We start from the raw sequence: 12544 nt of genomic DNA, 5'->3' as shown, positions 1-12544 counted from the left end.
ATAGTAATGACTGATAGAATTTCTGCACCGCGCTATGCGCTACGTGGTCTGCAGCTGATTGGCTGGCGCGACATGCAGCACGCGCTGGATTTTCTGTTCGCCGACGGCCAGATGAAATCCGGTACGCTGGTGGCCATCAACGCGGAAAAGATGCTGGCGGTTGAGGATAACGCGGAAGTCAAAAGCCTGATAGACGCGGCCGAATTTAAATACGCGGACGGGATCAGCGTGGTTCGCTCTATCCGTAAAAAGTATCCTGACGCTAATGTTTCCCGCGTGGCGGGTGCCGATCTCTGGGAGCAGCTTATGGCCCGTGCAGGCGCGCAGGGCACGCCCGTGTTCCTGATTGGCGGGAAGCCGGAGATACTGGCCCAGACGGAAGAGAAACTGCGTCGTCAATGGAATGTTAATATTGTCGGCAGCCAGGATGGTTACTTCAAACCGGAAGATCGGCAGGCGCTGTTTGAGCGCGTTCGTGACAGCGGGGCGAAGATTGTCACCGTGGCGATGGGGTCCCCGCGCCAGGAGATCCTGATGCGTGACTGTCGTCTGGTCTGCCCGGATGCCCTCTACATGGGCGTTGGCGGCACATATGACGTCTTTACCGGCCACGTCAAGCGTGCGCCAGCGGTCTGGCAACATCTGGGGCTGGAGTGGCTGTATCGCCTGCTATCGCAACCGACACGCATTAAACGACAGATCCGTCTGCTTCGCTACCTCGCCTGGCATTACACCGGGAAAATGTAATCAAAATGTAGCGCGATATGCTATTCGCGCTGCAACTCGCCTGCAAAACTGCTGATAATCTGTGCAATGCATTCATTTTTTTTATGCATCGTTTGCCATTTGGCACATTTTAAGAAACCATTCGCTCCGTATTTTAGTCCCCCTAAAAAACAATACCCGGTCTTAAGTCGGGAAACAGCAAACACAATCGAGGATCTATGGCAGAGAAAAAACCGGAGCTACAGCGTGGGCTGGAAGCTCGTCATATTGAACTGATAGCGCTGGGCGGCACTATCGGCGTGGGCCTGTTTATGGGCTCCGCAAGCACGCTCAAGTGGGCAGGCCCTTCCGTATTACTGGCGTACATTATTGCCGGGCTGTTTGTTTTCTTCATCATGCGTTCCATGGGCGAAATGCTCTTCCTGGAGCCGGTAACCGGCTCCTTCGCCGTTTACGCGCACCGGTATATGAGCCCCTTTTTCGGCTACCTGACAGCCTGGTCATACTGGTTCATGTGGATGGCGGTGGGCATCTCCGAGATCACCGCGATAGGGGTCTACGTCCAGTTCTGGTTCCCGGACATGGCCCAGTGGATACCCGCGCTTATTGCCGTGGGGCTGGTGGCGCTGGCAAACCTGGCCGCCGTGCGTCTTTATGGTGAGATCGAGTTCTGGTTCGCGATGATTAAAGTCACCACCATCATCGTGATGATTGTTGTCGGCCTGGGCGTGATTTTCTTCGGCTTTGGCAACGGTGGACACGCTATCGGTTTCGGTAACCTGACCGAAAACGGCGGCTTCTTTGCCGGCGGCTGGAAGGGTTTCCTGACGGCGCTGTGTATCGTTGTGGCTTCGTATCAGGGCGTGGAGCTGATCGGTATTACTGCCGGTGAAGCGAAAAATCCTCAGGTCACGCTGCGTAGCGCGGTGGGCAAAGTGCTGTGGCGCATCCTGATTTTCTATGTGGGCGCGATCTTCGTTATCGTAACCATCTTCCCGTGGAACGAAATTGGCACGACGGGTAGCCCGTTTGTTTTAACCTTTGCCAAAATTGGTATCACGGCGGCGGCGGGCATCATTAACTTTGTGGTCCTGACGGCCGCGCTGTCAGGCTGTAACAGCGGGATGTACAGCTGTGGGCGTATGCTCTATGCGCTCTCGAAGAATAACCAGCTGCCTGCGGCGATGAGCAAAGTGTCACGTGCTGGCGTGCCGGTGGCGGGCGTGGCGGTTTCGATTGCGATCCTGCTGATTGGTTCTTGCCTGAATTACATCATTCCCAATCCGCAGCGGGTGTTCGTTTACGTCTACAGCGCCAGCGTCCTGCCGGGCATGGTGCCGTGGTTTGTTATCCTCATCAGCCAGCTGCGTTTCCGTCATGCGCATAAAAAGGCGATTGAAAGCCATCCGTTCCGTTCAATTCTGTTCCCGTATGCGAACTATTTAACGATGGCGTTCCTGATTTGCGTATTAATCGGAATGTACTTTAATGAAGATACCCGCATGTCGCTGTTTGTCGGGATGATCTTCCTGGCCGCTGTAACGGCTGCCTATAAGCTTTTTGGTCTCGGTCGCCGTGCCACCACGCAGAAAGTGGAGGAATAAGCGGCAAAATGTGCAAACGATAACCAAACGCGCATTTTTTTCAAAAAAGCACTAGACAGCGGGGACGGAGGTACGTAATATCCAGCCCCGCAACGGCGCTAAGCGCCCGTAGCTCAGCTGGATAGAGCGCTGCCCTCCGGAGGCAGAGGTCTCAGGTTCGAATCCTGTCGGGCGCGCCATTTTAGTCCCGGCGCTAGAGCTGCGGTGGTCTGAGAAGTAGTCAGTACCGCGTGAAAGAATACAGTGGTGGCTATAGCTCAGTTGGTAGAGCCCTGGATTGTGATTCCAGTTGTCGTGGGTTCGAATCCCATTAGCCACCCCATTATTGAAAGAGTTGTGAATTGCGAAGGTGGCGGAATTGGTAGACGCGCTAGCTTCAGGTGTTAGTGTCCTTAGGATGTGGGGGTTCGAGTCCCCCCCCTCGCACCACGACTTTTTAAATGAATTGAACTAAAAATTCAAAAAGCAGTACATCGGCGAGTAGCGCAGCTTGGTAGCGCAACTGGTTTGGGACCAGTGGGTCGGAGGTTCGAATCCTCTCTCGCCGACCAATTTTGAACCCCGCTTCGGCGGGGTTTTTTGTTTTGTGCCACTTTTCACCCCTGTAGTGATTCCCCGACAGCGCCCTGTTTCATTGTCGCGATTCAGCGACATATAATGCATTGAAAATAAACATATTTACTATCCATAGGTTTTGCTGTCTCCTCCTGGCGACATATTTCTGCGTTGACCGATATGTTGTAGCGATTAAGACGACGCTTAACAGCATAATTTCCTTTTATCTTAAAATGTTGCGTCATGTAAAAGTTCTGCGTGTCATGTTGGCACGTTACGTGCAATAATATGCGTGTAGATGCTCATTCCATCTCTTATGTTCGCCTTCGTGCCTCATAAACTCCGGAATGACGCAGAGCCATTTACGGTGCTTATCGTCCACTGACAGATGTCGCTTCGGCCTCATCAGACACCATGGACATAACGTTGAGTGAAGCACCAAATATGTTGTCTTACAGACCTGTTTTAACGCCTGCTTTTATAGCAGGCGTTTTTTTATGCCTTATTCCCGATACCGGCGCACGATCAGGGCAACCATCACCAGGGCCGCTGACGAGACAGCATAGAGTGCGGCTACTGAGCCAAACCCGGCAGCCACTGCCGCTGCGATGCCGGTGAAGAGAGAGGCGCTGAGCGTTTGCCAGCGCCAGGCTTTACCACTGGCCGAAGCGGTTTGCGTAATATGAAAACTACTGAGAACGCTAAACGTCCCGGCCGCGAACAGAACATTCGAAGCCAGATGCGCGATAAAGATCATCCCCAGCGCACATGCCATCCACCCGGACAACAACGGTAGCGTTCCATAAGCGGCCAGAAAGATGCCAAGACAAACGATGATGCGTGGCGTGCGAGCGGCAAAGCGCGTCAGGCTCTCTTTTTTTAGCAACATGGGGCCGCAAAGCTGTCCCAGGCTCCTGGCGAAAAGCAGCGGCAGAGCAAGGCCCGCCGCATCCTGAGGATGGATTTGCTGTGCCAGTGCCGGAAGCAGTGCCATGGCCGGCGAGCCGACGGCCGCCAGCGCTGGCAGGATGAGCAGACTGCGTTTCTGCCGAACGGTCAACGTCCGCCAGCGTAATGGCGCAGGGGCTTCCTCTTCCTCGAGGGACGGGAGTGATGGCGCTGAAAACCGGCGTCCAGCCAGCCATAGCATGAGCAGTGACCCGAGAAAGCTGGCGGCATCAATGGCCAGAAGGGTAAATACGGATATCTTCTGAAACAGCATCACGCCCAGGCCGGTCCCCAGCAAAACCTGAGAAGCAAAAATCACATTTTCCAGACAGGTCGCAGCAGGCAGCTCCGCTTCGCTGAGACCGCGCTTGAAGAGCAACGTCAGCGCGGGCCAGCTCATCCCGCTGAGCAGCGCTTCGGTGGATTGCACGGCGAGTAACGCGGTAACGCTGTGATAACTCACACCAACCAGGGGAAAGAGCAGGGCGAGCAATCCCAGCGCCTCGGTCAGTATCAGCAGGGCGATCGGAGAACATCGGGAGCACAGCTTTTCGCCGATCGTACTCCCGATAAACCCCGGCACCGTAGCGAAAAGAAAAGCGAGGGTGAGCAGTGCGGGCGGGGCTGACCATGCTAACAGCAAGCCGAAGACCACGACCTGGGTTAAGCCATTCCCCAGCGAAGAAAAGATAAAAGCACAAGCAAGGAGGCGCAGCCAGCGGTGGCAGCGCAGCGCTTCAATCAGCGCATACAGAAGCGAATTCATGACGATTTCCTTTCAAAAACGATTTAATCCACGCTGCAGAATGTGCGCGTGTGTGAGAAAAAGTTAATGAAAAGAGATCGTTACATTGGCGGGCTCGTTTGCGGATGCAGGTGTAAAGAATGTAGCAGCAGAAAGGCGATAAAAAAAGGAGACCGTCTGGCCTCCTTTTTGTTTATTGCTGGGTACCGTTGTTTTGCAGGGTCAGCAACAGCCCGTCACGGCGCATGGCGGCGGCCTCTTCCGGCTTATGCTGCTTGTCCAGCGTATCGGCAAGCCAGGCGTAGTCGAAGGCGTCCGGACGCTGCTTCAGCGCTGCACGGAAGGCGAGGCTCGCCTCCTGCCATTCGCCGTGCTTCATCAACGACTGGCCGAGCGTGCTCCACAGCAGCGGTCGATCGCCGACGGTTTTAATCTGCTGACGCAGCACTTTTTCGATTTGCTCAGGATTGTTGGTTTTCAGGCGCGGGATCACCATCACCAGACGATCGTCGTACTGACGCTTCAGACCGTCGAGGAGGATCTCCTGAGCCGTGTCGTGATCGTCACACTCGATGAGGTGTTCCGCCATCGCCACCTGCAGAGGAACCTGCTGACGCGTTTTACGGCTCTGATTCTTCCACCACGTTTTCAGACCGTCGCTGCCCAGGTCTGCGCGCGCCTGATCCATCAGGCCAATCCACGCCAGACGCTGAAGCTCATCACGATGTTCATCGTCGCCCACCTCGGCCTTCGCCATCGACGGAATGATGTCCAGCAGTGAGCCCCAGGCGCCGGTACGAATATAGGCCTGCTCGGCAAGACGCAGCACTTCCGGATGACGCGGCGCGACTTCCAGCAGACGGTCGATGCCGTGGCGAGCCGCGTGATTCTCATTGCGTGCCAGCTGCAGACGAACGCGCGTGATTTCCACCGGAATCGGGTCGCCGTGAGCCAGCTCAGCCGCTCGCTCCAGGTGCTGATTAGCGCGGGCTTCGTCACCGCGCTGCTGCGCCGCTTCGGCCGCCAGCAGATAGTTCACCACCGGCTGTTCGGCATGGTCGGCGTTTTTCGACATCAGCTTTTCAACCTGCTGATAGTCACCCTCTGCGAGCTTAAGCAGCGCCTGCTCGGTCTGTTTACGGGCGCGGCGGCGCTTACGGCCAACGAACCAGCCGCGGGTATGGGCACCGGTACGGAAAATACGGCGCAGGATCCACTCGATCGCAAAAAGCACCACCACGCCGAGGATAAGAATGATCGTCAGACCCGTTACGCTGGTTTCAATGTTGTAGTTATCGGTCTGGATCAGGACATAACCCTGATGACCCGCAAGCATAGGTCCCAGGACGATCCCGGCGATCAGCAGGATAAAGAGTAAGAGGACTTTTAGCATCGTTACTCTCCCTGCGGTGCGCTTTCAGGCGCAGGAGCCGGAGCAGGTGCCGCTCCGCTCGTCTGCTCAGCCGGCACGCCCGGCTGCGCCAGCAGGTTACGCACGCGCGTCTGCATCAGTTTCTCCAGAATCGGCTGGCTGGTCAGCTTGTCCGGCACGTTCATGGTGATGTTCTGCTGGCTCAGCTTATCAATGTCTTCGAGGAAGGCGGTGGTCGTCGCATCATCGGTGTTGTAGTAAGCGCGTACCCACGTTGAGACGTTATCCAGCGCCTGTTTATAGGTCTCTTCCTGATGACGTGGCACGGCCTGGGCCGCCACCAGCAGACGGGAACGAATGTTCTCGCGCAGATAGATGTCCTGGTTCGGCGCGAGCAGCGGTACGGCCGTTTCGTCGCGACGGCGGATAGTGATAAAGCTGTCCATAAAGTTCTGCCAGCTTTTCTGCAGGTTTATGCGCCATTCGCTCAGCGAGCTGGAAAGCTCCGTACCGTCGGAATCCATCGGGGAGTCGTCGTCGTTGTTATCCGCCAGCTGCAGGTTATCAATCTGATTCGACAGCTGATTCACTTTAAGGATAATGCCGTCGTAATCCACCTGCGAAACGGCGGAGAGGCTGGCGATGTCTTCGGTAATCGCGCGACGGGCGGTAATGAGGCTTGGGTCGTTCATGTCCGCCAGGCTTGCATCGGCGCTTTTCAGCAGCGCGGCGGCAGTGGTGACGTCCTGATCGCTCCAGAGCTTACGTCCGGCGAGCTTCACCAGGAAGTCAGCCTGCGAGAGCAGCCAGGTTTTGGCATCGGTGCCGGAAATCGTGGCGACTTTCTGCTGAACTTCACCCAGCTGTTTGGTCAGCTCTTCCTGTTTGCTGTTCGCTTCGGCAAGCGCGGCGGCTTGCTGCTTAATCACGGCTTCCAGCTCGGTTTTCTGCGTCTCCTGCTCTTTTTGCAGGGCAGTGAGCTGATTCACCAGCGCATCGCTGGTGGACGTCTGGTTAGCGCTCTGTTGCTTCACCAGCCCGTAGAGGCCAGCCCCCGCTGCCAGCGCAATGGCGATGGCAATCGCGCTCAGCGTGAGGCTTGTTTTGTTGCTGCCGTTTTTCTTCTCAGCGGTTTTCTCAGTCGTCTCTGGCTGTGGCGTCGTCTCCACAGTCTCCCTGGTCTCTTCAACCACGGCGGAGGATTTGTCGTGTTCCGTCATTATGGCTTCCCATTTGAGAGTTATTGTAATGCGCGCAGCAGCGCATCGTTGTCGGCGTTATCAGCGATCCGAATATCCTGCCAGCCCAGTTCCCGGGCCTGGTTCGCCAGACGCTCACTGACGACCAGAAGCCGACAGCGGAGTAACCAGTTTTCGCGATACCAAAGCGGTATCAGCGTCCAAAGCTGTTGTAACATTTCACCGCTGGTGACCACCAGTGTATTGATGCCTCGCGCGTGCCAGCGCATCGCCTCTTCCGCGCCATCGTAGTGTTTTGCACAGCGCTGATAGCACTCAACGAACGTCACGTTCGCACCACGTTCACGCAGCGTTTCGCCCAGCAGCTCGCGCCCCCCATTGCCGCGCAAAATGAGCGCACGCTTTCCGGCAACAGTTTGTAATTCAGGTAATTGTAGCAAGACTTCAGTGATTTCCCGATCTAACGGGTAACGAACGTCCGCGCCGCTTACGGTATGCAGCGCCAGTGCCGTTGTGCGGCCAATCGCGAAATAGCCGGGGGCGGTTGGCCAGGCCATGTCCTGCTGCTGCAGCTGTGCGTGGGCAAATTCCACGGCATGCTGCGACAGCGCAAACAGCAGGTCATCGTCCTGAAGGGTATTCATCTGGTCGGCGAGCGCAGAGAGCTCGTGACCGGGGGAGAATTCAATGAGCGGAAAACTCCAGGCCACCTGCCCCAGTGTGCGCAGACGGCTCACTAACTGCTCTCCTGCGGGAGAAGGGCGGGTGACGAGAATACTCATGCAGGGGGCTCTCCATTATATACGTCAGCCAGGATCTCGCGGGCGCCGTTATCCAGTAACTCTTCCGCCAGCGACACGCCAAGCTGCTCGGCATCTTGCGCGTTACCGCGACGTTCGCCGCGCACCATCTGCGAACCGTCCGGGGCGCCTACCAGCGCGCGCAGCCACAGTTCGCCATTCGTCAATTCAGCATAGCTGCCAATTGGCACCTGGCACCCGCCTTCGAGGCGGGTATTCATCGCCCGCTCCGCTTTTACGCGCGTAGCGGTTTCTTCATGATTCAGTGGGGCAAGCAGCTCGCGAGTACGCGCATCGTCCAGACGGCACTCGATGCCGACGGCACCCTGGCCAACAGCGGGCAGTGAGAGCTCTGGCGGCAGCGCTACGCGAATACGTTCTTCCAGCCCCAGACGCTTCAGGCCGGCAACGGCGAGGATAATGGCATCGTAATCGCCATTATCCAGCTTGCCCAGACGCGTGCCGACGTTACCGCGCAGCGAGCGGATGATCAGGTCAGGACGACGCTCTGCCAGCTGACACTGACGGCGTAAACTGGACGTGCCAACCACGCTACCCGCTGGCAGCGCGTCGAGCGAGTCATAGCGGTTAGAGACAAACGCATCGCGCGGGTCTTCGCGCTCGCAGATGGTCACTAGCCCCAGCCCTTCCGGGAACTCGACGGGCACATCTTTCATCGAATGTACGGCGATATCGGCGCGGTTCTCAAGCAATGCCAGTTCCAGTTCTTTGACAAACAGGCCCTTGCCGCCCACTTTCGCCAGCGGCGTATCGAGGATCACGTCACCGCGCGTGACCATCGGCACCAGCTCGACGCGCAATCCACTGTGGCAGGCTTCCAGGCGCTGCTTCACATAATGTGCCTGCCAGAGCGCGAGAGGGCTTTGGCGTGTGGCAATTCTCAAAACATTGTCTAACATGCTTGTTACCGTCATTATCAATCGCTAACCATCCTAACATTGTTGACTCTGGGATGGCAGTTTTACGGTTGATGAAGAGTGAGAGGGACAAGGCGGCGTATTCGTCAGCCAGAGCCGTATTCAGGAATTTACACGTACAGAACGGTGCTACACTTGTATGTAGCGCATCTTTCTTTACGGTCAATCGGCAAGGTGTTAAATTGATCACGTTTTAGACCATTTTTTCGTCGGTACCACCAAAAATGATAAGGGCGAAAAAGGGTAACGGTTATCTTTTTGAAATACTGCGGGTCCGCTGTTACTCGTGTTTTGAATAGCTGCGACACCCGGAAACATCAGGCGATACGTCTTGTACCTCTATATTGAGACTCTGAAACAGAGACTGGATGCCATAAATCAACTGCGTGTGGATCGCGCGCTTGCTGCTATGGGCCCTGCTTTCCAGCAGGTATACAGTCTGCTGCCGACATTATTGCACTATCACCACCCGCTGATGCCTGGCTACCTTGATGGTAACGTTCCCCAGGGCATTTGCCTTTTCACGCCTGATGAAACCCAACAGCATTATTTGAACGAGCTGGAACTCTACCGGGGCATGCCGCCACAGGAGTCCCCGAAAGGTGAGCTGCCGATTACCGGCGTTTACTCTATGGGGAGCACCTCATCGGTAGGGCAAAGCTGTTCTTCTGACCTGGACATCTGGGTCTGTCATCAGTCATGGCTCGACAACGAAGAGCGTCAGCTGCTGCAGCGTAAATGCAGCCTGCTGGAGAGCTGGGCGGCCTCGCTCGGCGTGGAAGTGAGCTTCTTCCTGATTGATGAAAACCGTTTCCGCCATAACGAAAGCGGCAGTCTGGGTGGTGAGGACTGCGGCTCGACCCAGCACATCTTATTGCTGGATGAATTCTACCGTACTGCCGTTCGCCTGGCCGGGAAACGTATTCTGTGGAATATGGTCCCGTGCGAAGAAGAAGAGCATTACGACGATTACGTCATGTCGCTTTATGCGCAGGGCGTACTGACGCCAAACGAATGGCTGGACCTCGGCGGTCTCAGCTCACTGTCTGCGGAAGAGTATTTCGGCGCAAGCCTCTGGCAGCTCTATAAGAGTATCGACTCACCGTACAAAGCGGTGCTGAAAACGCTGCTGCTTGAAGCCTACTCCTGGGAATACCCGACGCCGCGCCTGCTGGCGAAAGACATCAAGCAGCGCCTGCACGACGGGGAGATCGTCTCCTTCGGGCTGGACGCCTACTGCATGATGCTGGAGCGCGTAACCGAATACCTGAAAGCCATTGATGACACCACGCGTCTGGACCTGGTACGTCGCTGTTTCTATCTCAAAGTCTGTGAGAAGTTGAGCCGCGAACGCGCCTGCGTGGGCTGGCGTCGTGAAGTGGTCAGCCAGTTAGTAAAAGAGTGGGGATGGGACGACGCGCGTCTGTCCATGCTCGACAACCGGGCCAACTGGAAAATTGATCAGGTGCGAGAAGCGCACAACGAACTGCTCGATGCGATGATGCAAAGCTACCGTAATCTGATCCGCTTTGCGCGCCGCAACAACCTCAGCGTTTCCGCCAGCCCGCAGGACATCGGGGTATTGACCCGTAAGCTGTACGCCGCGTTTGAAGCGCTGCCGGGTAAAGTCACGCTGGTTAACCCGCAGATTTCGCCTGACCTGTCAGAACCGAACCTGACCTTTATCTACGTGCCGCCGGGCCGCGCGAACCGCACCGGGTGGTATCTGTACAACCGTGCGCCAAGCATGGATTCCATCATCAGCCATCAGCCGCTGGAATATAACCGCTATCTGAACAAGCTGGTGGCCTGGGCCTGGTTTAACGGCCTGCTGACCTCGCGCACGCGCCTGTTTATCAAAGGCAACGAGGTGGTCGATCTCGCTAAGCTGCAGGAGATGGTCGCGGATGTGTCGCACCACTTCCCGCTGCGTCTGCCTGCGCCGACGCCAAAAGCGCTCTACAGCCCGTGCGAGATTCGCCATCTGGCGATCATCGTCAACCTGGAATATGACCCGACGGCGGCCTTCCGCAATCAGGTGGTCCATTTTGACTTCCGCAAGCTGGACGTCTTTAGCTTTGGCGAGCAGCAAAACTGCCTGGTGGGCAGCGTGGACCTGCTCTACCGCAACTCGTGGAACGAAGTGCGTACCCTGCACTTCAACGGCGAGCAGGCGATGATCGAAGCGCTGAAAACCATTCTCGGCAAGATGCACCAGGATGCCGCGCCGCCGGACAGCGTGGAAGTGTTCTGCTACAGCCAGCACCTGCGCGGGTTGATTCGTACCCGCGTGCAGCAGCTGGTCTCCGAGTGTATCGAGCTGCGTCTCTCCAGTACCCGTCAGGAAACCGGGCGCTTTAAAGCGCTGCGCGTCTCCGGCCAGACCTGGGGTCTGTTCTTTGAACGTCTCAACGTGTCGGTACAGAAGCTGGAAAACGCCATTGAATTCTACGGCGCGATTTCGCATAACAAGCTGCATGGCCTGTCGGTGCAGGTGGAAACCAACCACGTTAAGCTCCCGCAGGTGGTGGACGGCTTTGCCAGTGAAGGGATTATTCAGTTCTTCTTTGAAGAGTCGGGCGACGATGCCGGGTTCAACATCTACATTCTGGATGAGACCAACCGCGCCGAGGTGTATCACCATTGTGAAGGCAGTAAAGAGGAGCTGGTGCGCGACGTCAGCCGCTTCTACTCCTCTTCGCATGACCGCTTTACCTACGGCTCAAGCTTTATCAACTTTAACCTGCCGCAGTTCTATCAGATTGTGAACGTCGATGGCCGTGCGCAGGTGATCCCGTTCCGCACTCAGGCCGTCACGCCTGCCGCGCCTGCCAATCAGGACACCGCGCCGCTGTTGCAGCAGTATTTCTCCTGAGCCTTTTCGCCGGGTGGCGCTTACGCTTACCCGGTCTACGGTTCGAGCCGTTGTAGGCCCGGTAAGGCGCAGCCGCCACCGGGCAACAAAACTACCTGAAACGCACTTCCTCACCCGCCTGCGCGGTCGCGGCCTGTTCCAGCAGATCCCAGAACGGTACGCCGCTACGGTCGCACACCCACTCATCACCCTTCAGATCGAAGTGATAGCCGCCCTGTTTGGCCGCCAGCCACACCTGGTGAAGCGGCTCCTGACGGTTAATAATAATTTTGCTGCCATTTTCGAAGCTCAGGGTCAGAATACCGCCGTTGATTTCACAATCGATATCGCTGTCGCCGTCCCAGTCGTCAAGACGCTCTTCGATGGTCATCCACAGGTTGTCGGCAAGGCGATGGAATTCACTGTCGTTCATGGTTTTGTTCCTGTTTTTCGTGATGCCGGCAGTATAACCCTAAATAATTCCCGTTGCAGGAAAGCGGCAAACTCTTGCTTTTGTGTCTTCTCCTGCGATGATAGAAACAGATTTGAACTTACGGGCAACTTTATAATGAAAAACGCTTTCCGAACGCTTGCCGTTCTCATCACGCTGTTTAGCCTGACTGGCTGCGGACTGAAGGGACCACTGTACTTTCCGCCTGCGGATAAAACCGCACCGCCGCCGACGAAACCGGTTAACAGCGGCATTGAGTCTTCCACGCCAGATACTAACGACCGTGGCGACAACGGCGGCCCGACTCAGGTTAATCTCTGACGACAACGTTCTGTACCCGCGCAATGGAGCA

General features: G+C 56.4%; 10 protein-coding genes and 4 tRNA genes. 8 read left to right on the top strand and 6 right to left on the bottom strand.

Going from position 1 to position 12544, the window contains the following annotated elements:
* The first annotated feature begins 6 nt into the window (after nt 1-6).
* The 6 genes from wecG (at nt 7) to B498_RS10140 (ending at nt 2881) form a co-directional block, all read left to right on the top strand.
* On the top strand, nt 7-747 hold the full coding sequence (gene wecG / locus B498_RS10115; protein ID WP_008501554.1) for a lipopolysaccharide N-acetylmannosaminouronosyltransferase: 741 nt from the start codon (nt 7-9) through the stop codon (nt 745-747).
* A 197-nt stretch (nt 748-944) separates the two neighbouring features.
* Nucleotides 945-2330: a bifunctional threonine/serine APC transporter ThrP gene (gene thrP, locus B498_RS10120; RefSeq protein ID WP_008501553.1), complete on the top strand. Its 1386-nt coding sequence runs from the start codon at nt 945-947 to the stop codon at nt 2328-2330.
* Nucleotides 2331-2432: 102 nt separating this feature from the next.
* Nucleotides 2433-2509 (top strand) — tRNA-Arg (locus B498_RS10125).
* Nucleotides 2510-2576: 67 nt separating this feature from the next.
* Nucleotides 2577-2652 (top strand) — tRNA-His (locus B498_RS10130).
* Between the two features lie 21 nt (nt 2653-2673).
* Nucleotides 2674-2759: transfer RNA gene (locus tag B498_RS10135), tRNA-Leu, on the top strand.
* A 45-nt stretch (nt 2760-2804) separates the two neighbouring features.
* A tRNA-Pro gene (locus tag B498_RS10140) sits at nt 2805-2881 on the top strand.
* A 506-nt stretch (nt 2882-3387) separates the two neighbouring features.
* Here B498_RS10140 and B498_RS10145 read toward each other — a convergent pair.
* The 5 genes from B498_RS10145 to hemC form a co-directional block, all read right to left on the bottom strand.
* Nucleotides 3388-4599, bottom strand: a complete 1212-nt coding sequence (locus tag B498_RS10145; protein ID WP_008501552.1) for an MFS transporter — start codon at nt 4597-4599, stop codon at nt 3388-3390.
* Between the two features lie 172 nt (nt 4600-4771).
* Nucleotides 4772-5971 (bottom strand): protoheme IX biogenesis protein HemY, encoded by a 1200-nt coding sequence (gene hemY / locus B498_RS10150; RefSeq protein WP_008501551.1) that lies wholly within the window; start codon nt 5969-5971, stop codon nt 4772-4774.
* 2 nt (nt 5972-5973) lie between these two features.
* The gene (gene hemX / locus B498_RS10155) at nt 5974-7170 is read right to left on the bottom strand and encodes a uroporphyrinogen-III C-methyltransferase (RefSeq protein WP_008501550.1); all 1197 of its coding nucleotides are present in this window, start codon (nt 7168-7170) and stop codon (nt 5974-5976) included.
* A 20-nt stretch (nt 7171-7190) separates the two neighbouring features.
* Complete coding sequence (gene hemD / locus B498_RS10160) at nt 7191-7931, bottom strand: uroporphyrinogen-III synthase (protein WP_008501549.1); 741 nt, start codon at nt 7929-7931, stop codon at nt 7191-7193.
* Nucleotides 7928-8869, bottom strand: a complete 942-nt coding sequence (gene hemC, locus B498_RS10165) for a hydroxymethylbilane synthase (protein ID WP_032622927.1) — start codon at nt 8867-8869, stop codon at nt 7928-7930. The genes hemD and hemC overlap by 4 nt, the downstream gene beginning before the upstream one ends.
* A 349-nt stretch (nt 8870-9218) precedes the next feature.
* Here hemC and cyaA point away from each other — a divergent pair, with 349 nt between their 5' ends.
* A complete protein-coding gene (cyaA, locus tag B498_RS10170; RefSeq protein ID WP_008501547.1) occupies nt 9219-11762 on the top strand; it encodes a class I adenylate cyclase in 2544 nt (847 codons plus the stop codon).
* Nucleotides 11763-11853: 91 nt separating this feature from the next.
* Here the strand turns inward: cyaA and cyaY are convergent, their stop codons facing one another.
* Nucleotides 11854-12174, bottom strand: coding sequence for an iron donor protein CyaY (gene cyaY / locus B498_RS10175; protein ID WP_008501546.1), 321 nt, complete (start codon nt 12172-12174; stop codon nt 11854-11856).
* A 135-nt stretch (nt 12175-12309) separates the two neighbouring features.
* Between cyaY and lptM the strand changes: the two genes are divergently transcribed.
* Nucleotides 12310-12513, top strand: a complete 204-nt coding sequence (gene lptM, locus B498_RS0121485) for an LPS translocon maturation chaperone LptM (protein WP_021242847.1) — start codon at nt 12310-12312, stop codon at nt 12511-12513.
* Nucleotides 12514-12544 lie beyond the last annotated feature (31 nt).

It is taken from the genome of Enterobacter sp. SST3 (assembly GCF_000286655.1).
In the GTDB taxonomy this organism is placed as follows: Bacteria; Pseudomonadota; Gammaproteobacteria; order Enterobacterales; family Enterobacteriaceae; genus Enterobacter; species Enterobacter roggenkampii.
Note: the sequence above shows the minus strand (reverse complement) of the source record. Positions and strands in the feature narration are given on the sequence as shown.

Bases quoted from the DNA above. Each gene is read 5' to 3' on its own strand.
- cyaY (WP_008501546.1), bottom strand. From the start codon at position 12,174: ATGAACGACAGTGAATTCCATCGCCTTGCCGACAACCTGTGGATGACC.
- hemX (WP_008501550.1), bottom strand. From the start codon at position 7,170: ATGACGGAACACGACAAATCCTCCGCCGTGGTTGAAGAGACCAGGGAG.
- B498_RS10145 (WP_008501552.1), bottom strand. From the start codon at position 4,599: ATGAATTCGCTTCTGTATGCGCTGATTGAAGCGCTGCGCTGCCACCGC.
- hemY (WP_008501551.1), bottom strand. From the start codon at position 5,971: ATGCTAAAAGTCCTCTTACTCTTTATCCTGCTGATCGCCGGGATCGTC.
- lptM (WP_021242847.1), top strand. From the start codon at position 12,310: ATGAAAAACGCTTTCCGAACGCTTGCCGTTCTCATCACGCTGTTTAGC.
- hemC (WP_032622927.1), bottom strand. From the start codon at position 8,869: ATGTTAGACAATGTTTTGAGAATTGCCACACGCCAAAGCCCTCTCGCG.
- hemD (WP_008501549.1), bottom strand. From the start codon at position 7,931: ATGAGTATTCTCGTCACCCGCCCTTCTCCCGCAGGAGAGCAGTTAGTG.
- wecG (WP_008501554.1), top strand. From the start codon at position 7: ATGACTGATAGAATTTCTGCACCGCGCTATGCGCTACGTGGTCTGCAG.
- thrP (WP_008501553.1), top strand. From the start codon at position 945: ATGGCAGAGAAAAAACCGGAGCTACAGCGTGGGCTGGAAGCTCGTCAT.